20 protein-coding genes are annotated in these 20,583 nt (G+C 74.0%); 16 read left to right on the forward strand and 4 right to left on the reverse strand.

Annotated features, from left to right (window positions below):
* The first annotated feature begins 136 nt into the window (after positions 1 to 136).
* From ACI78S_RS15810 to ACI78S_RS15825, 4 genes are read left to right on the forward strand one after another with little or no spacing between them, the layout of a single operon-like run.
* Positions 137 to 1,120, forward strand: a complete 984-nt coding sequence (locus ACI78S_RS15810; protein ID WP_456974964.1) for a carbohydrate ABC transporter permease — start codon at positions 137 to 139, stop codon at positions 1,118 to 1,120.
* Entirely contained in the window at positions 1,117 to 2,049 is a 933-nt protein-coding gene (locus tag ACI78S_RS15815; RefSeq protein WP_456974966.1) for a carbohydrate ABC transporter permease, read from the forward strand. The genes ACI78S_RS15810 and ACI78S_RS15815 overlap by 4 nt, the downstream gene beginning before the upstream one ends.
* Before the next feature lie 37 nt (positions 2,050 to 2,086).
* A complete protein-coding gene (locus ACI78S_RS15820) occupies positions 2,087 to 3,421 on the forward strand; it encodes a glycoside hydrolase family 36 protein (protein ID WP_456974968.1) in 1,335 nt (444 codons plus the stop codon).
* 30 nt (positions 3,422 to 3,451) lie between these two features.
* Positions 3,452 to 4,687, forward strand: coding sequence for a DUF4032 domain-containing protein (locus ACI78S_RS15825; protein ID WP_456974970.1), 1,236 nt, complete (start codon positions 3,452 to 3,454; stop codon positions 4,685 to 4,687).
* 52 nt (positions 4,688 to 4,739) lie between these two features.
* Here the strand turns inward: ACI78S_RS15825 and ACI78S_RS15830 are convergent, their stop codons facing one another.
* Complete coding sequence (locus ACI78S_RS15830) at positions 4,740 to 6,263, reverse strand: malate:quinone oxidoreductase (protein WP_456974972.1); 1,524 nt, start codon at positions 6,261 to 6,263, stop codon at positions 4,740 to 4,742.
* A gap of 399 nt (positions 6,264 to 6,662) precedes the next feature.
* Between ACI78S_RS15830 and lspA the strand changes: the two genes are divergently transcribed.
* The 8 genes from lspA (at position 6,663) to dnaE (ending at position 15,001) form a co-directional block, all read left to right on the forward strand.
* Positions 6,663 to 7,169, forward strand: coding sequence for a signal peptidase II (gene lspA, locus ACI78S_RS15835; protein ID WP_456974974.1), 507 nt, complete (start codon positions 6,663 to 6,665; stop codon positions 7,167 to 7,169).
* 48 nt (positions 7,170 to 7,217) lie between these two features.
* Positions 7,218 to 8,156 (forward strand): RluA family pseudouridine synthase, encoded by a 939-nt coding sequence (locus ACI78S_RS15840; RefSeq protein WP_456974976.1) that lies wholly within the window; start codon positions 7,218 to 7,220, stop codon positions 8,154 to 8,156.
* A gap of 15 nt (positions 8,157 to 8,171) precedes the next feature.
* A complete protein-coding gene (locus ACI78S_RS15845; protein WP_456974978.1) occupies positions 8,172 to 8,963 on the forward strand; it encodes a CPBP family intramembrane glutamic endopeptidase in 792 nt (263 codons plus the stop codon).
* Positions 8,960 to 9,403, forward strand: coding sequence for a GNAT family N-acetyltransferase (locus ACI78S_RS15850; protein WP_456974980.1), 444 nt, complete (start codon positions 8,960 to 8,962; stop codon positions 9,401 to 9,403). Before ACI78S_RS15845 ends, ACI78S_RS15850 begins: the two co-directional genes overlap by 4 nt.
* A gap of 34 nt (positions 9,404 to 9,437) precedes the next feature.
* The gene (locus ACI78S_RS15855; RefSeq protein WP_456974982.1) at positions 9,438 to 9,776 is read left to right on the forward strand and encodes a PadR family transcriptional regulator; all 339 of its coding nucleotides are present in this window, start codon (positions 9,438 to 9,440) and stop codon (positions 9,774 to 9,776) included.
* Positions 9,773 to 10,585, forward strand: coding sequence for an ATP-binding cassette domain-containing protein (locus ACI78S_RS15860; RefSeq protein WP_456974984.1), 813 nt, complete (start codon positions 9,773 to 9,775; stop codon positions 10,583 to 10,585). The genes ACI78S_RS15855 and ACI78S_RS15860 overlap by 4 nt, the downstream gene beginning before the upstream one ends.
* Positions 10,582 to 11,265: a hypothetical protein gene (locus ACI78S_RS15865; protein WP_456974986.1), complete on the forward strand. Its 684-nt coding sequence runs from the start codon at positions 10,582 to 10,584 to the stop codon at positions 11,263 to 11,265. Before ACI78S_RS15860 ends, ACI78S_RS15865 begins: the two co-directional genes overlap by 4 nt.
* 175 nt (positions 11,266 to 11,440) lie before the next feature.
* Positions 11,441 to 15,001, forward strand: coding sequence for a DNA polymerase III subunit alpha (gene dnaE, locus ACI78S_RS15870; protein ID WP_456974988.1), 3,561 nt, complete (start codon positions 11,441 to 11,443; stop codon positions 14,999 to 15,001).
* A gap of 94 nt (positions 15,002 to 15,095) precedes the next feature.
* Here dnaE and ACI78S_RS15875 read toward each other — a convergent pair whose 3' ends face one another.
* On the reverse strand, positions 15,096 to 15,602 hold the full coding sequence (locus ACI78S_RS15875; RefSeq protein WP_456974990.1) for a nucleotidyltransferase domain-containing protein: 507 nt from the start codon (positions 15,600 to 15,602) through the stop codon (positions 15,096 to 15,098).
* A 61-nt stretch (positions 15,603 to 15,663) separates the two neighbouring features.
* Here ACI78S_RS15875 and ACI78S_RS15880 point away from each other — a divergent pair, with 61 nt between their 5' ends.
* On the forward strand, positions 15,664 to 16,383 hold the full coding sequence (locus tag ACI78S_RS15880) for a hypothetical protein (RefSeq protein WP_456974992.1): 720 nt from the start codon (positions 15,664 to 15,666) through the stop codon (positions 16,381 to 16,383).
* On the opposite strand, the gene ACI78S_RS15885 is transcribed toward ACI78S_RS15880, so the two are convergent.
* Both ACI78S_RS15885 and ACI78S_RS15890 read right to left on the reverse strand, forming a co-directional pair.
* The gene (locus ACI78S_RS15885; protein ID WP_456974994.1) at positions 16,384 to 16,578 is read right to left on the reverse strand and encodes a DNA-binding protein; all 195 of its coding nucleotides are present in this window, start codon (positions 16,576 to 16,578) and stop codon (positions 16,384 to 16,386) included.
* Between the two features lie 35 nt (positions 16,579 to 16,613).
* Positions 16,614 to 17,462 (reverse strand): LON peptidase substrate-binding domain-containing protein, encoded by an 849-nt coding sequence (locus tag ACI78S_RS15890; RefSeq protein ID WP_456974996.1) that lies wholly within the window; start codon positions 17,460 to 17,462, stop codon positions 16,614 to 16,616.
* Positions 17,463 to 17,560: 98 nt separating this feature from the next.
* Between ACI78S_RS15890 and hisD the strand changes: the two genes are divergently transcribed.
* Genes hisD through hisB form a run of 3 tightly spaced genes read left to right on the forward strand, consistent with a single transcriptional unit; the run spans position 17,561 to position 20,576 of the window.
* On the forward strand, positions 17,561 to 18,865 hold the full coding sequence (gene hisD, locus ACI78S_RS15895) for a histidinol dehydrogenase (protein ID WP_456974998.1): 1,305 nt from the start codon (positions 17,561 to 17,563) through the stop codon (positions 18,863 to 18,865).
* Positions 18,862 to 19,983, forward strand: coding sequence for a histidinol-phosphate transaminase (locus ACI78S_RS15900; protein ID WP_456975000.1), 1,122 nt, complete (start codon positions 18,862 to 18,864; stop codon positions 19,981 to 19,983). The genes hisD and ACI78S_RS15900 overlap by 4 nt, the downstream gene beginning before the upstream one ends.
* Positions 19,980 to 20,576: an imidazoleglycerol-phosphate dehydratase HisB gene (gene hisB / locus ACI78S_RS15905; RefSeq protein ID WP_456975002.1), complete on the forward strand. Its 597-nt coding sequence runs from the start codon at positions 19,980 to 19,982 to the stop codon at positions 20,574 to 20,576. The genes ACI78S_RS15900 and hisB overlap by 4 nt, the downstream gene beginning before the upstream one ends.
* Positions 20,577 to 20,583: the final 7 nt, after the last annotated feature.

The following is a 20,583-nucleotide window of genomic DNA, read 5'->3' on the forward strand; positions in this document are numbered from 1 at the left end:
GCAGTGCTGCGCGAGGCAGGCGGGGGGTGGGCGGGGGGGGGGGGGGGGGGGGGGGGGGGGGGGGGGCGCCCCCCCCCCCCCCCCCCCCCCCCCCCCCCGCACCCCCCGTCCCGCCCGCTCCCACGGGAGGCTCCCGATGACCATCAAGGTCCTCAACGCGCTCATCGCCGTGATCGGCGGCGTGGCCGGCGCGGTGCTCGTGTACTTCCTGCTCAACAAGCTCGCCGAGCTGCTGCCGGGCCGCTGGGAGGACAGGGTCAAGCCCTACCTCTACGTGCTGCCGGCGGTGGCCGCGATCGGCCTCTACCTGATCTACCCGACCATCCAGACCGTCGTGTACAGCTTCGCCAACGCGGCGAGCACCGAGTTCATCGGCATGGAGAACTACACGTCGCTGCTGAGCTCGTCGGGGTTCCAGAACACGCTGTTCAACACCCTGCTCTGGATCATCGTGGTGCCGGCCGGGACGATCGTGCTCGGCCTGCTGATCGCCACCCTGGCCGACCGGCTCAAGCCCCGCGGTGAGAAGTTCTCCAAGACGCTGATCTTCATGCCGATGGCGATCGGCGCGGTCAGCGCGGGCGCCATCTGGCGGTTCGTCTACCAGGCCAACCCGCCCAACCAGGAGCAGATCGGCCTGCTCAACGGCATCTGGACCGCCTTCGGCGGGGAGCCGGTGAACTGGCTGCAGATCTCCACCCTGCGGTTCAACAGCTTCCTGCTCATGGTCATGCTGCTGTGGCTGCAGGCTGGCTTCGCGATGGTCCTGCTGTCGGCCGCGATCAAGGGCGTGCCCACCGAGACGCTCGAGGCCGCCCGCCTCGACGGGGCCAGCGAGCTGGCCATCTTCTTCCGGATCATCATCCCGCAGATCCGGACGACGATCATCACGGTCTTCATCACCGTGCTGATCACCGTGCTGAAGACCTTCGACATCGTCTACGTGATGACGAACGGAAACTTCAACACCAACATCATCGCGGTCGACTTCTTCAACCAGCTGTTCACGAACAACAACGCCGGCCGCGCGGCCGCGATCGTCGTGATGCTGATGATCGTGATGATCCCCATCCTGGTGTTCCAGGTCCGCCAGTTCCGAGCCGAGGAGGTGGCCCGGTGACCGGCAGCCAGACCGTCGCCCCGGTCCAGGTACCGAAGGAGTCCACCGCCGTCGGGTCGCGCACCGGCCGGGGGCGCAAGCACGACCCGACCGCCCGGGCGTCGATCTGGGTCAAGATCGGCATCGTCGTCATCTGCCTGCTGTGGATCATCCCGACGTTCGGGCTCGCGATCACCTCGTTCCGCGACGAGGACGACGCCCGCGAGACCGGCTGGTGGACGATCTTCACCTCGCCGGCCAGCCTCACCCGGCTGACCCTGCAGAACTACGGCGACGTGTTCGAGCAGGCCGACATGGGGACCGCCTTCGTCAACAGCCTGGCGATCACCGTCCCGGCGACGATCATCCCGATCCTCATCGCCGCGTTCGCCGCCTACGCGTTCACCTTCATGCAGTTCCCGGGTCGCGACTTCCTGATGATCCTCATCGTCGGGCTGCTCGTGGTGCCCACCCAGGTGGCCCTGGTGCCGCTGCTGAAGATCTACGGCGACCTCGGCATCAACGGCACGTTCCTCGCCATCTGGCTGGCGCACATCGGCTTCGGGATGCCGCTGGCCGTGTACATCATCCGCAACTACATGGCGACGCTGCCCAAGGAGGTCATCGAGTCGGCCAAGATCGACGGGGCCAGCCACTTCCAGACCTTCTGGCGGCTGATCCTGCCGATGTCCACGCCGGTGCTCGCCTCCTTCGCCATCTTCCAGTTCCTGTGGGTCTGGAACGACCTGCTCAACGCCCTGGTGTTCATCGGGCCCGGCAACAACCAGCCGCTCACCATCGCGCTGGTCCAGCTGCTCGGCCAGCAGGGCCAGGGCTGGCAGCTGCTCACCGCGGGCGGCCTGTTCACGATGCTCGTGCCGATCATCGTGTTCATCTCGCTGCAGCGGTACTTCGTCCGCGGCCTGACCGCCGGGTCGGTGAAGGGCTGAGACCGGGGGAGGGATCGTCGCGCAGCACCCCACCGCGATGACCGGAGAGGTGATCGCGCGGATCGCCGTCGACCGGGAGCGGGCGCTGGTCTACGAGCACGGCTGGCAGTCGTGGAGCCCCACGACCGCCTACCGGCTCGACCAGCGCCCGTTCCGCCCGGTCAGCGACGACCGGCGGATCGGGAACTACCACCCCGAGCGGACCGCGCCGCACGACGCGTTCTGGGGCGAGGGGCTGCTCGCCGTCGACCCGGGGACGGGCGAGGGCGTGCACGTGGTCGCCGCGGCCCGGCCCGACGGCGCCGTCCCGCCGGTGCGGGCCGAGGTGTCCGGCGACGAGGTGGTCGTCACCGGCGACGCGGAGCTCGTGCACACCGTGGACGACGCCGGCGGCGGGCTGGACGCCGTCCTCGCCCGCTGGGCGGAGCGCTTCGCCGCAGCGGCCGGCGTCGGGCCGCTGCGCCCGCCCCCGACGGTGTGGTGCTCCTGGTACCACTACTTCGAGCGGGTCACCCAGGACGACGTCGAGGAGAACCTCGCCGCCATCGGCGAGCTCGGGCTGGACGTCGACGTCGTGCAGATCGACGACGGCTACCAGGCCGAGATCGGCGACTGGCTGGCCCTGTCCGAGCGCTTCGACTCCCTCGACGACATCGTCGGCCGGATCCGGTCCGCCGGCCGCCGCGCCGGGATCTGGGTGGCGCCGTTCCTGGTGGGGGAGCGGTCGGCCCTCGCCCGCGAGCACCCCGACTGGCTGGTGGGCGACGTCGTCGCCGGGCGCGGCTGGGGCGACCAGGAGCTGCGCTCGCTGGACACCACGCACCCCGGCGCCGAGGCGTACCTGCGCGAGGTCTTCGGCACCCTGCGCGCGACCGGCATCGACTACTTCAAGATCGACTTCGTCTACGCGGGCGCCCGCGAGGGCCACCGCGCCGACCCGTCGGTCAGCGGGGTCGACGCCTACCGGCACGGGCTGCGGGTCGTCCGCGAGGCGATCGGGCCGGAGTCGTACCTGCTCGGCTGCGGCGCGCCGATCCTGCCGAGCGTGGGCCTGGTCGACGCCATGCGGGTCGGGCCGGACATCGCGCACCACTACGAGCCCCTCGACGGCGACCTGTCCCAGCCCTCTCAGCGGGCGGCGGCGCAGAACAGCCGGTGGCGCGCCTGGCAGCAGGGCCGCTTCTGGGTCAACGACACCGACTGCCTGGTCGCCGGGCCGCACGTGGAGCGGCGGGAGGACTGGGCGCCGGTCGTGGAGGCCTACAGCGGGCTGCGCAGCAGCAGCGACCGGCTGCGCGGGCTCGACGAGTGGGGGCTCGAGGTCACCCGGCGGCTCCTGCGACGGGGGCTGGTCGCCCCGCTCGTACCCTGACGTCCGCCCGACTTCCCCGGGAGGCCGCCCGTGCACTTCGTCTTCAGCCCGCCTGCCGAGGCAGCGGCGGGGCTGCTCGACCTGCCCTGGGGCGAGCCGCTCGAGGAGTGGACCGACGACCGGCTCACCGAGATCCCGCAGCGCGGCATCTCCCGGCACGTCGTCCGGTTCGTGGCCGAGAGCGGGGAGGTGTTCGCGCTCAAGGAGATCGACGAGCGGCTCGCGCGCAAGGAGTACGGGCTGCTGCGCCGGCTCAAGGACCTCGGCATCCCCGCCGTCGAGGTGCTCGGCGTCGTCGTCGAGCGGCCCGACGACCTCGAGGCCATCCTGGTCACCCGGTTCCTCGACTACTCGTCCTCCTTCCGGGCGCTGTTCGCCAACCCGCGCGGCGCGCACATGACCGACCGGCTCATGGACGCCCAGGTGGAGCTGCTGGCCCGCCTGCACCTGGCCGGCTTCATGTGGGGTGACTGCTCGCTGTCGAACACGTTGTTCCGCTTCGACGCCGGAGCGCTCACCGCGTACCTGGTCGACGCCGAGACCGCCGAGCTGCACGACCGGCTCTCCCGGGGCCAGCGCGAGTACGACCTGGAGCTCGCCCACGAGCGGGTGGCCGCCGAGCTCATGGACCTGCAGGCCGGCGAGCTCCTCGGCGAGGACGTCGACCCGCTGCAGGTCGCCGACGAGCTGGTGCACCGCTACAACCACCTCTGGCACGAGCTCACCGACGAGGAGGTGATGAAGCGCGAGGAGCAGCGGTACCGCATCGCCGAGCGCATCCGCCGGCTCAATGACCTGGGCTTCGACGTCGACCAGGTCGAGATCATCGACGACCCCAGCGGGGGCAGCCGGCTCCGGCTCACGACACGGGTCGCCGAGCCCGGGCGGCACCGCCGCGAGCTGCTCGCGCTCACCGGCCTGGACGTGTGGGAGAACCAGGCCCGCCGGCTGCTCGCCGACATCGCCAGCTTCCGCGGCTGGCTGGAGCAGCAGCAGCAGCGCAAGGTGCCCCTCGCCGTCGCCGCGGGGCGCTGGCTGCGGGAGATCTACCTACCGGTGATCGGGATGATCCCCGACGACCTGCGCACGCGGCTGGACGAGGCCGAGATCTTCCACGAGATCCTCGAGCACCGGTGGTTCCTGTCCGAGGCCGCCGGTCGCGACGTCGGGACGACGGCGGCGGCGCAGGACTACGTCCGCAACGTGCTGCCGCACGTGCCCGACGACCTCGTCACGCCGCCGCCGATGCCCGCCGACCACGCGTGAGCCCGAGCGCCCGCCGCCGGGGCCCGGGAGGCGGGGGCGGCGGGGTCCTCCGTCAGCCGTTGAGCTCCAGGGTCTGCATGGTCTCCGCGCGGACCTGGGCGAGCAGGCCGGGGTCGTCGGCCAGCGAGCGGCCGTAGGAGGGGATCGCCTCCTGCAGCGCCGGCCGCCAGGCCGGGATCCGGTCGGGGAAGCAGCGCTCGAGCAGGGTCAGCATTGCCGAGACCGCGGTCGAGGCGCCCGGGGAGGCGCCCAGCAGGCCGGCGATCGTGCCCTCGCCGCCGACGACCAGCTCGGTGCCGAACTGCAGGACGCCGCGGCCGGTGGCCGGGTCGCGCTTGATCACCTGGACCCGCTGACCGGCCGTGATCATGTCCCAGTCGTGCGCGTCGGCCTCGGGCACGAAGTCGGCGAGCGTGCGGTGCCGCGCGTCGCGGGACTGCAGCAGCTCCTTGACCAGGTAGCGGGTGAGCGCCAGCTCGGTACGGGCGACGCCCAGCATCGAGCCGATGTTGTCCGGCCGCACGCTGCGGGGCAGGTCGACCAGCGAGCCGGCCTTGAGGAACTTGGGGGAGAAGCCGGCGTAGGGGCCGAAGAGCAGCGAGTGGTCGCCGTCGATCAGCCGCAGGTCCAGGTGCGGCACCGACATCGGCGGCGCGCCCACGGCGGCCTGGCCGTAGACCTTGGCCTGGTGCCGGGACACCAGCTCGGGCGACGTCGTCCGCAGGAACTTGCCGCTGACGGGGAAGCCGCCGAAGCCCTTGATCTCCGGGATCCCGGCGCGCTGCAGCAGCGGCAGCGCGCCGCCGCCGGCGCCGACGAAGACGAACCGGGCGCGCAGGACGGCCCGGTCGCCGGTGATCGTGTCCTTGACGGTCACCCGCCAGCGGCCGTCGGTCTCGCGGCGCAGGTCGTGCACCCGCTGGTCGGTGTGGACGTGCACGCCGCGGCGCTCGGCGTCGCCGAGCATCAGCCGGGTGAGCGCCCCGAAGTTGACGTCGGTGCCGGCGACCGAGCGGGTCGCGGCGACGACCTGCGCCGGGTCGCGCCCGTCCATCATCAGCGGGACCCACTCGGCCAGGTGCGACTGGCCCTCGGCGTACTCGAGGCCGGCGAACAGCGGCTGGCGGGCGAGCGCCTCGTACCGGTTGCGCATGTAGGCGCGGCCGTCCTCGCCGGTGACGAAGCTGACGTGCGGCACCGGGGTGATGAACGCCTTCGGCGAGCCCTCGGTCATGCCCCCGCGGACCAGGTGCGACCAGAACTGCCGCGAGACCTGGAACTGCTCGTTGATCGCGACGGCCTTCGACGGGTCGACCCGCCCGTCCGGCCCGGCGGGCGTGTAGTTGAGCTCGCAGAGCGCGGCGTGCCCGGTGCCGGCGTTGTTCCAGGCGTCGGAGCTCTCCCCGGCCACGTCGGAGGCCGACTCGAACACCGCGACGCTCCACTGCGGGGCCACCACGCCGAGCAGCGCCGCGAGGGTCGCGCTCATGATGCCGCCGCCGACGAGGACCACGTCGGGGTTCGCGCTGTCGGGGAGTGCTACGCCGGCCTCGGGGCCGCCCGCTTCGGAAGTCACGTCTGCCTTTCCTCGCTGACCGGTGGCGCGCTGCGAACGCCGTCCCTCTGATCGTCGGACGAACCGGTCCCTGACGTGCGGGTTCAGGGGTGTGAGGAATCTCCGGTCCATGAGCTTCGCCACACTTCCGGCCCGGGATCGGGCGGATCCCGACCGCTCCGTGCGGCGTGCGTCACCCCGTCGGGGGAGGGGCGGCTCGCCGCCCGGTCCGGCCGGCTCCGCGGCCCCGCGCCGTATCGTCGTCGGCGCAGCGCGGCCGACGGCCGCCCGGACGTCTGGAGCGGACCCCTGGCCGAGCACCACGACCCCGACGCCGCGGGCGCGCAGCCGGGGGCGGACGCCGCCGGCCCGCCCGCCCGCCGCCCGCGGACCCGCCTGCTGCTGGGCCTGGCCGCGACCGTGCTCGCGCTGGACCTGCTCACCAAGCTGCTCGTCGTGGCCACCATCGAGGAGGGGGAGAACATCCGGCTGCTCGGCGGGGCCCTCTACCTCACGCTGTGGCGCAACACCGGGGCGGCGTTCTCCTTCGCCGAGGGCATGACGGTGCTGTTCACCCTCGTGGCGCTCACCGTGGCCGTGGTGATCGTGCGCAGCGCCCGGCGGATGTTCTCCACGCCCTGGGCGGTCGCCCTCGGCCTGGTGCTCGGCGGGGCGGTGGGCAACCTGGTCGACCGGGTCTTCCGGGCCCCGGGGTTCCTGCGGGGCGGCGTCGTCGACTTCGTCTCCGTCTTCGCCCCGAACGGCGAGTTCTTCCCCGTCTTCAACGTGGCCGACTCCGCCATCGTCTGCGGCGGCATCCTCGGCGCGCTGCTGGCGCTGCTCGGGGTCGAGTTCGACGGCACCCGCACGCGGGCGCGGGCCGGCAGCGACGCCGGCGGGGAGGACGGCGGCGCGGCGCGCGGCTGACGCCCCGGGCTCCGCCGGCCCGCTCCCGCGGCCGGTCACAATGGGGGCGTGACCTCGTCCTCCGGCCTCCACCGCGCGCTCCCCGTGCCGGACGGGCTGGAGGGCCAGCGCGTCGACCAGGCGCTGTCCCGGCTGTTCGGGCTGTCCCGCACGGCGGCCGCCGAGCTCGCCGACGCCGGCGGCGTGCAGGTCGACGGCCGGGTCCGCGGCAAGGGCGACCGGCTGACCGGTGGCAGCTGGCTGGAGGTCGAGCTGCCCCCGCCGCCGGGGGAGCCGGCCCCTCCCCGCCCCGTCGAGGGGCTGACCGTCCTGCACGACGACGACGACGTCGTGGTCGTCGACAAGCCGGTCGGCGTCGCGGCGCACCCCAGCCCCGGCTGGGACGGCCCCACCGTCGTCGGCGGGCTGGCCGCGGCCGGCTACCGCATCTCCACCTCCGGCGCCGCCGAGCGGCAGGGCGTGGTGCACCGCCTCGACGCCGCGACCACCGGCGTGATGGTCGTCGCCAAGAGCGAGCGGGCGTACACCGCGCTCAAGGCGGCGTTCAAGGAGCGCACGGTGGAGAAGGGCTACCACGCCCTGGTCCAGGGGCACCCCGACCCGTCCCGCGGCACCATCGACGCCCCCATCGACCGCCACCCCCGGCACGACTGGAAGTTCGCCGTCGTCAGCGGCGGGCGGCCCTCGGTCACGCACTACGAGGTGATCGAGGCCTTCCCCGCGGCCAGCCTGGTCGACATCGCCCTCGAGACCGGCCGCACCCACCAGATCCGGGTGCACTTCTCGGCCATGCGCCACCCCTGCGTCGGGGACACGACCTACGGCGCCGACCCCACCCTGGCCGCGCGGCTCGGCGTCGCCCGGCAGTGGCTGCACGCCGTCCGGCTGGGCTTCCCGCACCCCGCCGACGGGCGGTGGGTCGAGTTCACCAGCGAGTACCCGGCCGACCTGGCCGGCGCGCTGGCGATCCTGCGCGCCGAGGCCTGAGGAGGGGCCGGAGCCGTGGACTGGCTGCCCGAGTCCCTCGACGCCTGGGGTCCGGCCGCGCTGGCCGCCGTGCTGCTCGCCGGCTACCTCGTCCTCGGGGAGCCGGTGGCCGGCTACGTCCTGCACCGGCGCTTCGAGGGCCGCCTGCAGCGCGACCCGGCGGCCCGCCGCTCCTTCTACCGGCGGCTGCTCGTGCTCGAGTGGGGGCTGGCGGTCATCGCGGCGATCGTCTGGGCCGCCGCGCCCGGGGTGGGGCCGGCGGCTGTGGGCCTGGCCTGGCCGCGGTCGTGGCCCGGGCCGGTCACCGGGGCGGCCGTCGTCCTGGTGCTGGTCTTCCTGCTGGTCTCGCTGCGGGCGATGGCCTCCGGTGCGCTGCGCGCCGCGTCGGAGCAGCTGCCCCGCCGTCCCGGCGACGGCCGGCACGCCGAGCCGGGCGTGCACGCGACCCTGGCCCTGCTGCCCCGCACGCGGGGGGAGCGGCGGCTGTTCACCGTGGTGGGCCTGACCGCCGGCCTCTGCGAGGAGTGGCTGTACCGCGCGTTCTTCCTGGCGGTCGTGTCGGCACTGCTCGGCGCCCCTCCGCTGTGGGTGCTCGTGCTCGTGGCCGCCGCGGCCTTCGGCCTGGCGCACGCCTACCAGGGCGTGGCCGGGATCGTCACCACCGCGGTGCTCGGCGCGGTGCTCGCCGCCCTGTACCTGGAGACCGGCTCCGTGCTGCTGCCGGTGCTGCTGCACGCCGCCATCGACCTGCGCTTCCTGCTCGTGCCGGCGTCGGTGCTGCCGCCGCCGACCCGGAGCCCCGCGTGAGCGCCGAGGTGGCCGGCGCTGCCGACTGGCCGCAGATCTCGGCCCTGCGCACGCGGGTGTTCGTGGAGGAGCAGGGCGTGCCGCCCGAGATCGAGCAGGACGACGCCGACGCCACCGCCGTCCACGCCGTCAGCCGGGACGCCGCCGGGCGGGTGGTCGCCACCGGGCGGCTGCTGGAGCGCGACGGGCTCGCGGTCATCGGCCGGATGGCGGCCGACCCCGCCGTCCGCGGGCAGGGGCACGGGGCCGCCGTGCTGGACGTGCTGCACCGCGAGGCGGCGCGGCGCGGCCTCCCCGAGGTCGAGCTGCACGCCCAGGTGACCGCCCGCGGCTTCTACGAGCGGGCCGGCTACCGCGCCGTGGGGGAGGAGTACCTCGAGGCGGGGATCCGGCACGTGACGATGCGCAAGCAGCTGTGCGACCCGCCGGGAGCTAAGTAGTGCCGCTGTATAGCCCGGCGCTACCTTCTCGCGCATGGCGGACGACCGACGGGCGCAGTGGCTGCGCGGCGTGCTCGACCTGTGCGTGCTCGCCGAGCTGGAGCGGGGCGAGTCCTACGGCTACGGCGTGGCCCGGGCCCTGGAGGAGCTGGGCCTCGGGCCGGTGCCGGGCGGCACCCTGTACCCGGTGCTCGGGCGGCTGGAGCGGGCCGAGCTGATCCGCTCCCGGTGGGTGGAGTCCGCGGCCGGCCCGCCGCGCAAGTACTACGCGGTGACGCCGGGCGGCGTCGCGCTGCTCGCCCGCGAGCGCGGGGAGTGGGCCGCCTTCGCCGGCCGGGTCGGCGCCGCGCTGGCCGTGGGGGCGGGGCGGTGAGCGCCGCGGAGTGGCTGGCCGAGCTCGGCCGGTCGCTGCGCCGGGAGAACGTCGAGGGCTGGCACTGCGACCAGGTGCTCGCCGAGACCCGCCAGCACCTGGCCGAGAGCGGCGAGGACCCGCTCGCCGCCTTCGGCCCGGCCGCCGAGTACGCCCGCGTGGTCGCCGCCGAGCTGGCCGGGGCCACCCCGCCGGCCTCCGTGGCGCCACCGCGGCTGGTGGTGGCCGGGGTGGTCAAGAGCTACCGCGGGCGGGTCGTGCTGGACGGCGTCGACCTGGCCGTGGCGGCCGGGGAGGTGGCCGCCGTCGTCGGTCCCAACGGCGCCGGCAAGTCGACCCTGCTGCGCGTCTGCGCCGGCCTGGAGAGCCCGGACTCCGGCACGGTCACCGTCACCGGCGGGCTCGGGTACTGCCCGCAGCAGCCGGCGCTGGTCGACCTGCTGCGCGCCGACGAGCACTTCGAGCTGGTCGGCGCCGGCCGGGGCCTCGCCCGCGAGCAGGCGCGCCGGGCGGGGGCCGAGCTGGCGGCGCGGCTGGACTGGGTGCCCGACCGGCGCACCGTGGGCGAGCTGTCCGGCGGCACCCGGCAGAAGCTGAACGTCGTCCTCGCCGCCCTCGGGGACCCGGCCGTGCTGCTGCTCGACGAGCCCTACCAGGGCTTCGACGGCGAGTCCTACCTGGACTTCTGGGAGCAGGTCTGGCACTGGCGCGACGAGGGCCGCGCCGTCGTCGTCGTCACGCACCGCCCCGAGCAGCTCAAGCGGGTCGACGCCGTCCTCGACCTCGGCCCGGCGCGGGTGCGGCGGTGAGCCGGGTGCGGGTGGTGGCGCGGGCCACCGTGGTCGAGCTGCTGCGCCGGCGCGCGGTGGTCGCGCTGCTGTTCCTCGTGCCGCTCGCCTTCTACCTGGCCCGGCACGACCTCGTCGGGCAGTCGATCCGCCTGGCCACGGTGGGGATGGCCTGGGCGCTGTCGACGCTGGCCGCGTTCGCCGGGCTGGCCGGGCAGGCGGTCGACCCGCGGCTGCGGCTGTCGGGGTACCGCACCGCCGAGCTGCTGGGCGGGCGGGTGCTGGGCCTGTGGTGCCTCGCCGCCCCGCTGATCGCGGTCTACTCGGCGGTGATCCTGGTCGACCAGGGCGGCCTGGCCCGCTGGCCCGGTGTCGTCGGCGGGCTGCTGCTCACCGCGCTGGTGGCCGTCCCCTTCGGCCTGCTGGTGGCGGCGCTGCTCCGCCGCCCGCTGGAGTCGGCGATGCTGCTGCTGATCGTCTCCGGCCTGCAGCTGATCCTCGACCCCTTCGGCACCGCCGCCCGCTTCGTGCCGTTCTGGTCGGTGCGGGAGCTGGGCACCTGGACCGTCGACGGCACCGACGGCGGCTACGTCCGGCGGGCGCTGCTGCACGCCGCCGTCGTCGTGGTCCTGCTCACCGCGGGGACCGTCGTGGCGCGGGCCCGGGCGCTGCGGCGGCGGCCGCACCTGCGGCTGCTGTGACGGATCGGTCCACGTGTGCCCGACACGTTCTGTCAGACCCTCGGCGTAGACCTCCTGCAGTGCGAGGATCGAGGTACCGCCCACCGAGAACCCCGCACCGCCGGTCTTCCCCACCGGTCGCCCGCCGGACCGCCGACGGTCGGGCACGCACGACCACCGAGGAGCACGACCGCCCGTGAGCAGCCCCGATTCCTTCGTCCACCTGCACGTGCACACCGAGTACTCGATGCTCGACGGGGCGGCCAAGCTGCCCGAGGTGACGAAGGCGGCGGCCGAGCAGGGCATGCCGGCCCTGGCCATGACCGACCACGGCAACGTGTTCGGCGCCTACGACTTCTACAAGCAGGCCAAGGGCGCCGGGGTGAAGCCGATCATCGGCATGGAGGGCTACTACACCCCCGGCTCGCGGTTCGACCGGGCGCCGTTCGACTTCGGCGACAACCTGATCGACGAGGACGGCGAGGGCGGCTCCTCGCGCGGCAAGGCCGCCTACACCCACATGACGCTGCTCGCCCGCACCACCGAGGGGATGCACAACCTCTTCCGCATCTCCTCGCTGGCCAGCCTCGAGGGGCAGTACCGCAAGCCGCGCTTCGACCGCGAGCTGCTCGAGACCTACGGCAAGGGGCTGATCGCCACCACCGGCTGCCCGTCCGGCGAGGTCAACATGTGGCTGCGGGCCGGCAAGGAGGATCGCGCCCGCCAGGCCGCGGCCGACTTCCAGGACATCTTCGGCAAGGAGAACTTCTACGCCGAGCTGATGGACCACGGCCTGGCCATCGAGAAGAGGACCCGCCCGCAGCTGATGCGGATCGCCAAGGAGCTCGGCATCCCGCTGCTGGCCACGAACGACCTGCACTACACGCACAAGGAGGACGCCGAGGCGCACGACGCCCTGCTGTGCATCCAGACCGGCTCGCGGCTGAACGAGACCAACCGCTTCAAGTTCAACGGCGACGGCTACTACCTCAAGAGCGCCGCCGAGATGCGCGCGCTGTTCCCCGGTGAGCTGGCCGAGGCCTGCGACAACACGCTGCTCGTCGCCGAGCAGTGCGAGGTCTCGTTCACCGAGGGCGCCGACCTCATGCCCCGCTTCCCCCTGCCGCCGGGGGAGGACGAGACCTCCTGGTTCGTCAAGGAGGTGGAGCGGGGGCTGCACAAGCGCTGGCCGGGCGGCATCCCCGACCACGTGCGCAAGCAGGCCGACTACGAGGTCGGGATCATCACCCAGATGGGCTTCCCGGGGTACTTCCTCGTGGTCGCCGACTTCATCAACTGGGCCAAGGACAACGGCATCCGGGTCGGCCCGGGCCGTGGCTCGGCGGCGGGTTCCCTGGCCGCCTACGCCATGGGCATCACCGACCTCGACCCGCTGGCCCACGGGCTCATCTTCGAGCGGTTCCTCAACCCCGAGCGCGTCTCCATGCCCGACGTCGACATCGACTTCGACGACCGCCGGCGGGGCGAGGTCATCCAGTACGTCTCGCAGAAGTACGGCGAGGAGCGGGTCAGCCAGATCGTCACCTACGGCACGATCAAGGCCAAGGCCGCGATCAAGGACGCCGCCCGCGTGCTCGACCGGCCGTACTCCGTCGGCGACGAGCTCACCAAGCTCATGCCGCCCGCGGTCATGGGCAAGGACATCCCGCTGTCGGGGATCTTCGACCCGACCCACCCCCGCTACAAGGAGGCCGCGGAGTTCCGGGCGCGCTACGAGTCCGACCCGGGCGCGGCCGAGGTGGTCGACCAGGCGCGCAAGCTCGAGGGCCTGAAGCGGCAGTGGGGCGTGCACGCGGCCGGCGTCATCATCGGCCGCTACCCGCTCATCGACTCGATCCCGATCATGCGCCGGGAGTCCGACGGCGCGATCATCACGCAGTTCGACTACCCGACCTGCGAGACGCTCGGCCTGCTGAAGATGGACTTCCTGGGCCTGCGCAACCTCACGGTCATCGACGACGCGCTGCGCAACATCGTCGCCAACGGCAAGGAGCCGATCGACCTCGACGAGATCAGCAAGGACCTCACCGACAAGGCGACCTACGACCTGCTCGCCCGCGGTGACACCCTCGGCGTCTTCCAGTTCGACGGCGGGCCGATGCGCTCGCTGCTGCGGCTCATGCGGCCGGACAACTTCGAGGACATCTCGGCGGTCGGCGCGCTCTACCGGCCCGGCCCGATGGGTGCGAACTCGCACACCAACTACGCGCTGCGCAAGAACGGCCAGCAGGAGATCACGCCGATCCACCCGGAGCTGGCCGAGCCGCTGGAGGACATCCTCGGCACGACCTACGGCCTGATCGTCTACCAGGAGCAGGTCATGGCGATCGCGCAGAAGGTCGCCGGGTACTCGCTCGGCAAGGCCGACCTGCTGCGCCGCGCGATGGGCAAGAAGAAGAAGTCGGTCCTCGACGCCGAGTTCGTCGGGTTCGAGGCCGGCATGAAGGAGCGCGGCTACTCCGCCGCCGCGATCAAGACCCTCTGGGACATCCTGGTCCCGTTCGCCGACTACGCGTTCAACAAGGCGCACTCCGCCGCCTACGGTCTGGTCTCGTACTGGACGGCGTACCTCAAGGCCAACTACCCGGCCGAGTACATGGCCGCCCTGCTCACCAGCGTGGGCGACGACAAGGACAAGCGGCCGGTCTACCTGGCCGAGTGCCGCCGCATGGGCATCAAGGTGCTCCCGCCCGACGTCAACGAGTCGGCGGCCGACTTCACCCCGGTGGGCACCGACATCCGCTTCGGCCTGGCCTCCATCCGCAACGTCGGCCACAACGTGGTCGAGGCGATCGCCCGGGCCCGCGAGGAGCAGGGCCGGTTCAAGGACTTCTCCGACTTCCTGCGCAAGGTCGACGCGGTCGTCTGCAACAAGAAGGTCATCGAGTCGCTCTGCAAGGCCGGCGCCTTCGACTCGCTGGGCCACTCCCGGCAGGGTCTGGTGGCGGTGCACGCCAACGCCGTCGAGATGGCGATGTCGCTCAAGCGCAAGGAGGCCGAGGGGCAGTTCGACCTGTTCGGCGGCTTCGGCGGCGACGGCGACGGCGCCGACGACCCCTTCGGCGGGGCGCTCGACATCGCGATCCCGAGCGCCGACTGGTCCAAGGCCGAGCGGCTGATGTTCGAGCGCGACATGCTCGGCCTCTACGTCTCCGACCACCCGCTGCACGGGGTCGAGCACGTGCTCGCCGCGCACGCCGACACCCCGATCGCCGAGATCAACGCCGGCGGGGTCGAGGACGGCGCCAACGTCACCATCGCCGGCATCCTCACCGCGGTGGGGCCGCGCACCAACAAGCAGGGCGCGCCGTGGGCGATCGCCACCCTGGAGGACCTCGAGTCCGGCATCGAGGTGCTGCTGTTCCCGAAGACCTGGGCCGAGTACTCCGACAAGGTGGTCCGCGACCAGATCGTCGTGGTCAAGGGCCGGATCAGCCGGCGCGACGACCAGCCCTCGCTGTTCGCCTCCGAGGTGAGCGTCCCCGAGCTCACCGAGGGCCCGCGCGGCCCGGTGCTGGTCTCCATGCCGGCCGCCCGCTGCACCCCGCCGGTCGTCGAGCGGCTGCGCGAGGTGCTCGGGAGCCACCCCGGCACCACCGAGGTGCACCTCAAGCTGGTCAACGGCGGGCGGGAGACGGTGCTGCGGCTCGACCAGGGCCTGCGGGTCCGCCCGAGCACCGCGCTCATGGGCGACATCAAGGCGCTGCTCGGCCCCACGAGCGTGGCGATCCTCTGACCGCGGCCCCCGCCCCTCGCCACGCCCGGGCTCGGGGCGGGGCCCCCACGGGCCGGGGTCGTTCCGGACCCCGAGAACCCCGATCGGCCGGAGGTCACCCCGTCGTCGGGGCGGCGAGCAGCAGGCGGAGCACGGCGAGGTCGTGGTGGTCGACGGTGCGCAGCTCGTAGCCGGAGCGCCAGGCGACCTGCTGGGCGGCGCAGACGCAGCCGACGGTCCGCCCGGCGACCCGGCCGGTGGTCCAGCAGTCGGCGGGGTAGACCCACCGCTCGCCACCCGGCCCGGTCTGCACGCCGCTGCCGTCGGCGCCGAACACGAGCGGGTGCACGTCCACCCGGCCCCGACCCGGCGCCACGAGCTCGACCCTCGTCGGCCGCTGGTCGGTCTCGACGGCGTAGCCCAGACCCGCGAGCGCGGCGAGGACGTCGGCCTCCTCGGCCGCGTCGATCGCCAGGTCGACGTCCCGGTGCGCCCGGGTCTGCCGGCCGGCGAGGGCGTCCACGCCCCAGCCGCCCTCGAGCCAGCAGCGGCAGCCGGACGCCGCCAGGGCGTCCACGACCGCGACCACCTCCGCCGGCCGCATGCCCCCGAAGCCGTCCACGCCCCACGGTATCCGCGCGCCCCGTGCGCCGTCCCCCAGCGGATCGGGGTTCACTGTGGGCATGAGCGACGCCCCGGACCACTTCTCGGCCGCCGCCCCGACCGATCCGGCCGGGTCGGCGGCGCTGGGCGGGCTCACCGCACCCGACGGCACGCCAGCCCTCGCGGCCCGGCGGCCCTGGTCGGCGTGGGCCGAGGTCCGCGGCGACCTCCGCCCCGCCGTCCTCGTGACCGGCGTGCTCGCGCTGGCCGGCTTCCCGCTGGGCGTGCTGTGGTGGGCGCTGGCGCCGCGCGCCGACTTCACGGTCACCGCCGACGGGCCGGTGGTGGAGGGCAACCCCAGCCAGGAGCTCCTTGCCATCGACGACGCCGTCTACACGCTCCTCGTCGCCGGGCTGGGGCTGCTCGCCGGCGTGCTCGGCTGGTCGCTGCTGCGCCGGCGGCGGGGCCTGGCGGTGCTCGCCGCCGTCGCGCTCGGCTCCGCCGCGGCTGGAGGGATCGCCTGGCAGCTCGGCGAGCTGCTCGGCCCGGGCCCCAGCCAGGAGCAGCTGTCCGACGTCGGCGCCACGGTGACCACGAGCCTGACGCTCAACTCGGTGCCGGCGCTGGCCGTCGGCCCGTTCTTCGCCGTGCTGGCCTACGTGCTCCCGGCGATGCTCACCCGGCGCGACGACCTCGGCCGCGCGGGCGGGCCGGCGCTCCGGCCCGCCGCACCCGAGGTGCCCGGCATCCCGGACCGCAGGCTGGTCGACGTGCCGCCGGCCGGCCGGCCCACCGACTGATCAGCCGGCGAACGACAGCCCCCGGTCGGCGAGCGCCTCCCGGAGCAGCCGGACCGCCTTGGGCCCGACGCCGTGCAGGGCGAGCAGCTCGCGCTCGCGGAGCGCCGTCAGCTGCGACAGCCGGGTGATCCCGGCCTCGCGCAGCGCGCCGCTCGCCGGGCGGCCGATGGAGCGGGGGAGGTCGTCGTCGGTCACGTCAGCGAGGACCGCCCGCGCGGCGGGTTCTCATCTCAGTTGACGGTCATCGGTGTGGCGAACTCCTGCAGCGGCACGGGCACCGCGCCCAGGGTCTGCAGCAGGGTCAGCTCGCGCCGCAGCAGCCGGGACTCCGCCGCCAGCCGCCGCCGGGTGGCCGGCACCGCCAGCAGCGCCTGCCGGTCCTCGGTGGTCAGCAGCGCCGCCGAGGCGACCAGCCACGACAGCGCGCGCGGGTCGTCGGCCACCTCGCGCAGCAGGGCCGCGGTCTGCGCGCCCACCGACAGCCGCTCGGGGCCGTCGCCCGGGTCGGTGAGGTCGGGGTCGAGGTCCTCGTCGTCCCCGGGGGCCCACCCGCCGCCGCGCAGCGCGGCGACCTCGGCGACGTAGCGGGTGAACAGCTCCCGCACCCCGCGCACGAGCACCGACATCGAGGTGCGGGCGACGTCGGCGGCCAGGTCGGCGCCGGCCGGCCCGGCGAGCCCGTCGGTGGCGGCCGCCCGCTCGGCGGCCGCTTCCTCCTCGGCCAACCACTCCACCTCGGCCTGCAGGTAGGGCGGGTCGTCGCCGACGACGACGTCGAGCAGGCGGAACCGCTCGCCGCCGACGGTCACGATGCGGTAGCGGCCGTCCGGCTGGGGGCGCACCGCCTGCAGCCGGGCGGTGCAGCCGACGTCGTAGAGCGCCGCGGCCGGCGCGACCTCCTCGACCTCCCAGCCCTGGCGGATGGCGACGACGCCGAAGAAGCGGCGGTCGCTGCCGGCCGGCAGCGCGATCAGGTCCTGCACCAGCCGCCGGTAGCGGGGCTCGAAGATGTTCAGCGGCAGCACGACGCCGGGGAACAGGGGCGAGCCCAGCGGGAACAGCGGGATCAGCTCGCCCACGCCCCGAGCCTACGGGCGCCGGTGCCCGGCCGGGGGAGGGGCGTCCCCGCCCCGCTGGCTACCCTGGGGGTTCCGCGTCCGCCGTCCGGAGGTGTCCCGTGCTCGCCCGCATCGACCTGCGTGGATCCGCGCTGCCGGGAGCCCGCGAGCTCGCCGGCCTGCTGCCCCGGGCCGCCACCGACGTCGACTCCGTCCTGGCCACGGTCCGCCCGCTGTGCGAGGACGTGCGCATCCGCGGCGCCCAGGCGGTCCGCGAGATCACCGCCCGCCTCGACGGCGTCGACCTGGAGGACTTCGCCGTCCCGCAGGCCGCGCTCGACCGCGCCCTCGCCGAGTGCGACCCCACCCTTCGCACCGCGCTGGAGGAGGCCATCTCCCGCGTGCGGAAGGTGCACACCGACCAGCGGCGCACCGACGTCACCACCCAGGTGGTGCCCGGCGGCACGGTCACCGAGCGCTGGCTGCCGGTCCGCCGCGTGGGCCTCTACGTGCCCGGCGGCCTGGCGCCGCTGCTCTCCAGCGTCGTGATGAACGTCGTGCCCGCGCAGATCGCCGGCGTCGAGTCGATCGCCGTCGCCTCGCCACCGCAGCGTGACCACGGCGGCCTGCCCGACCCGGGGGTGCTCGCGGCCTGCGCGCTGCTCGGCGTCACCGAGGTGTACGCGGTCGGCGGCGCGCAGGCGATCGCGGTGTTCGGCTACGGCGCGGGCTCCTGCGAGCCGGTCGACATGGTCACCGGGCCGGGCAACGTCTACACGACGGCGGCCAAGCGGCTGCTGCGCGGCCTGATCGGCATCGACTCCGAGGCCGGGCCCACCGAGGTGGCGATCCTCGCCGACGAGACCGCCGACCCGGTGCACGTCGCGGCCGACCTGATCAGCCAGGCCGAGCACGACCCGCTGGCCGGCGCGGTCCTGGTGACGACGAGCGAGGAGCTCGCCGACGCCGTCCTGGAGCTGGTGCCCGGGCAGGTGGCCGCCACCAAGCACTCCGACCGCATCCTCACCGCGCTCGACGGCAGCCAGTCCGGCGTCGTGCTGGTCGACGATCTCGACGCCGGGCTGCGGGTGGTCGACGCCTACGCCGCCGAGCACCTCGAGGTGCAGACCCGGGACGCCCGCGACGTCGCGCTGCGGGTGCGCAACGCCGGCGCGATCTTCGTCGGCCCCTGGTCGCCGGTGTCGCTGGGCGACTACGCGGCCGGGTCGAACCACGTGCTGCCCACCGGCGGGTGCGCGCGGCACTCCAGCGGCCTGTCGGTGCAGTCGTTCCTGCGCGGCATCCACGTCGTCGAGTACGACGAGGCCGCGCTGGCCGAGGTGGCGCCGCACATCGACGCCCTGGCCGGCGCCGAGGACCTGCCCGCGCACGCCGCCGCCGTCCGGGCCCGCACCCGCGCATGACCGGTCTCGACGAGCTCCCGCTGCGGCCGGAGCTGCGCGGCCGCACGCCCTACGGCGCCCCGCAGCTGGCCGTGAAGCACCGGCTCAACACGAACGAGAACCCGTACCCGCTCCCGCCCGAGCTGCTGGCCGACCTGGCCACGGCGCTGGCCGAGGCGTCGTCCGGGCTGAACCGCTACCCCGACCGCGACGCGGTCGGGCTGCGGGCCGACCTCGCCGCCTACCTCACCCGGACGTCGGGGGAGCGGGTGGAGCCGGCGCAGGTGTGGGCGGCGAACGGCTCCAACGAGGTGCTCCAGCAGCTGCTGCAGGCCTTCGGCGGCAGCGGGCGCACCGCGCTGGGGTTCACGCCGTCGTACTCGATGCACCCGATCATCTCCGCCGGCACGGGCACGGCCTGGGTCGACGGGCGCCGGCGGGCCGACTTCACCATCGACGCCGCCGCGGCCGTGGCGCAGGTGCGCGAGGCGCGGCCGGACGTCGTCTTCGTGACCAGCCCGAACAACCCGACCGGCACCGCCGTGGCGCTGGAGACGATCGCCGAGCTCTACGCCGCCACCGACGGCGTGCTGGTCGTCGACGAGGCGTACGCGGAGTTCGCGCGGGCCGGCACGCCGTCGGCGCTCACCCTGCTGCCGGGCCGTCCGCGCCTGGTGGTCAGCCGGACGATGAGCAAGGCCTTCGGCATGGCCGGGCTGCGCCTGGGCTACCTGGCCGCCGACCCCGCCGTCGTCGACGCGGTCCAGCTGGTGCGGCTGCCGTACCACCTCTCGTCGCTGACCCAGGCGGCCGCGCGGACGGCGCTGGCGCACACTCCGGCGCTGCTGGCCACGGTGGAGGCGGTCAAGGCCGAGCGCGACCGGATCGTCGCCGCGCTGCCCGGGCTCGGGCTGACCAGCGTGCCGAGCGACGCGAACTTCGTCCTGTTCGGGCACTTCGCCGACGCGCACGCCGCCTGGCAGGCGCTGCTCGACCGCGACGTGCTCGTCCGCGACGTCGGGTTGCCCGGCTGGCTGCGGGTGACCGCGGGCACGCCGGAGGAGACCGACGCGTTCCTCACCGCTCTGGGGGAGATCGCGCCGGAGCACCGGACCACTCTGGGAGACTCGGCCTCATGAGCCGCACTGCACGGATCGAACGGGCGACGAGCGAGACCAAGCTCGTCGTCGAGATCGACCTCGACGGCACCGGCGCCGGCGACATCAGCACGGGGGTCGGCTTCTACGACCACATGCTCAACTCGCTGGCCCGGCACAGCGGCATCGACATCACCGTGCGCGCCGACGGCGACCTGCACATCGACGCCCACCACACGGTGGAGGACGTCGCGATCGCGCTCGGCCAGGCCTTCGCCGAGGCGCTGGGCGACAAGAAGGGCATCACCCGCTACGGCGACGCCACGATCCCCATGGACGAGGTGCTCGTCCAGGCGGCGGTCGACCTCTCCGGCCGGCCCTACTTCGTGCACGCCGAGCCCGAGGGCATGACGCCGATGATCGGGCCGGACTACCCGACGTCGCTCACCAGGCACGTCCTCGAGTCGTTCGCCTTCAACGCGCGGATCAGCCTGCACGTGCGCGTCCTCTACGCCGGTCGCGACGCCCACCACATCGTCGAGGGCCAGTTCAAGGCCCTGGCCCGGGCGCTGCGCGCCGCGGTGGCGATCGACCCGCGGATCGGCGGCATCCCGTCGACCAAGGGCGCGCTGTAACCGCCGC

Source organism: Geodermatophilus sp. SYSU D00815 (genome assembly GCF_054050035.1).

Coding starts and splice junctions, on each gene's coding strand:
- ACI78S_RS15880 (WP_456974992.1), top strand. CDS start 15,664: ATGAGCGACGCCCCGGACCACTTCTCGGCCGCCGCCCCGACCGATCCG.
- ACI78S_RS15900 (WP_456975000.1), top strand. CDS start 18,862: ATGACCGGTCTCGACGAGCTCCCGCTGCGGCCGGAGCTGCGCGGCCGC.
- hisB (WP_456975002.1), top strand. CDS start 19,980: ATGAGCCGCACTGCACGGATCGAACGGGCGACGAGCGAGACCAAGCTC.
- ACI78S_RS15855 (WP_456974982.1), top strand. CDS start 9,438: ATGGCGGACGACCGACGGGCGCAGTGGCTGCGCGGCGTGCTCGACCTG.
- ACI78S_RS15820 (WP_456974968.1), top strand. CDS start 2,087: ATGACCGGAGAGGTGATCGCGCGGATCGCCGTCGACCGGGAGCGGGCG.
- ACI78S_RS15810 (WP_456974964.1), top strand. CDS start 137: ATGACCATCAAGGTCCTCAACGCGCTCATCGCCGTGATCGGCGGCGTG.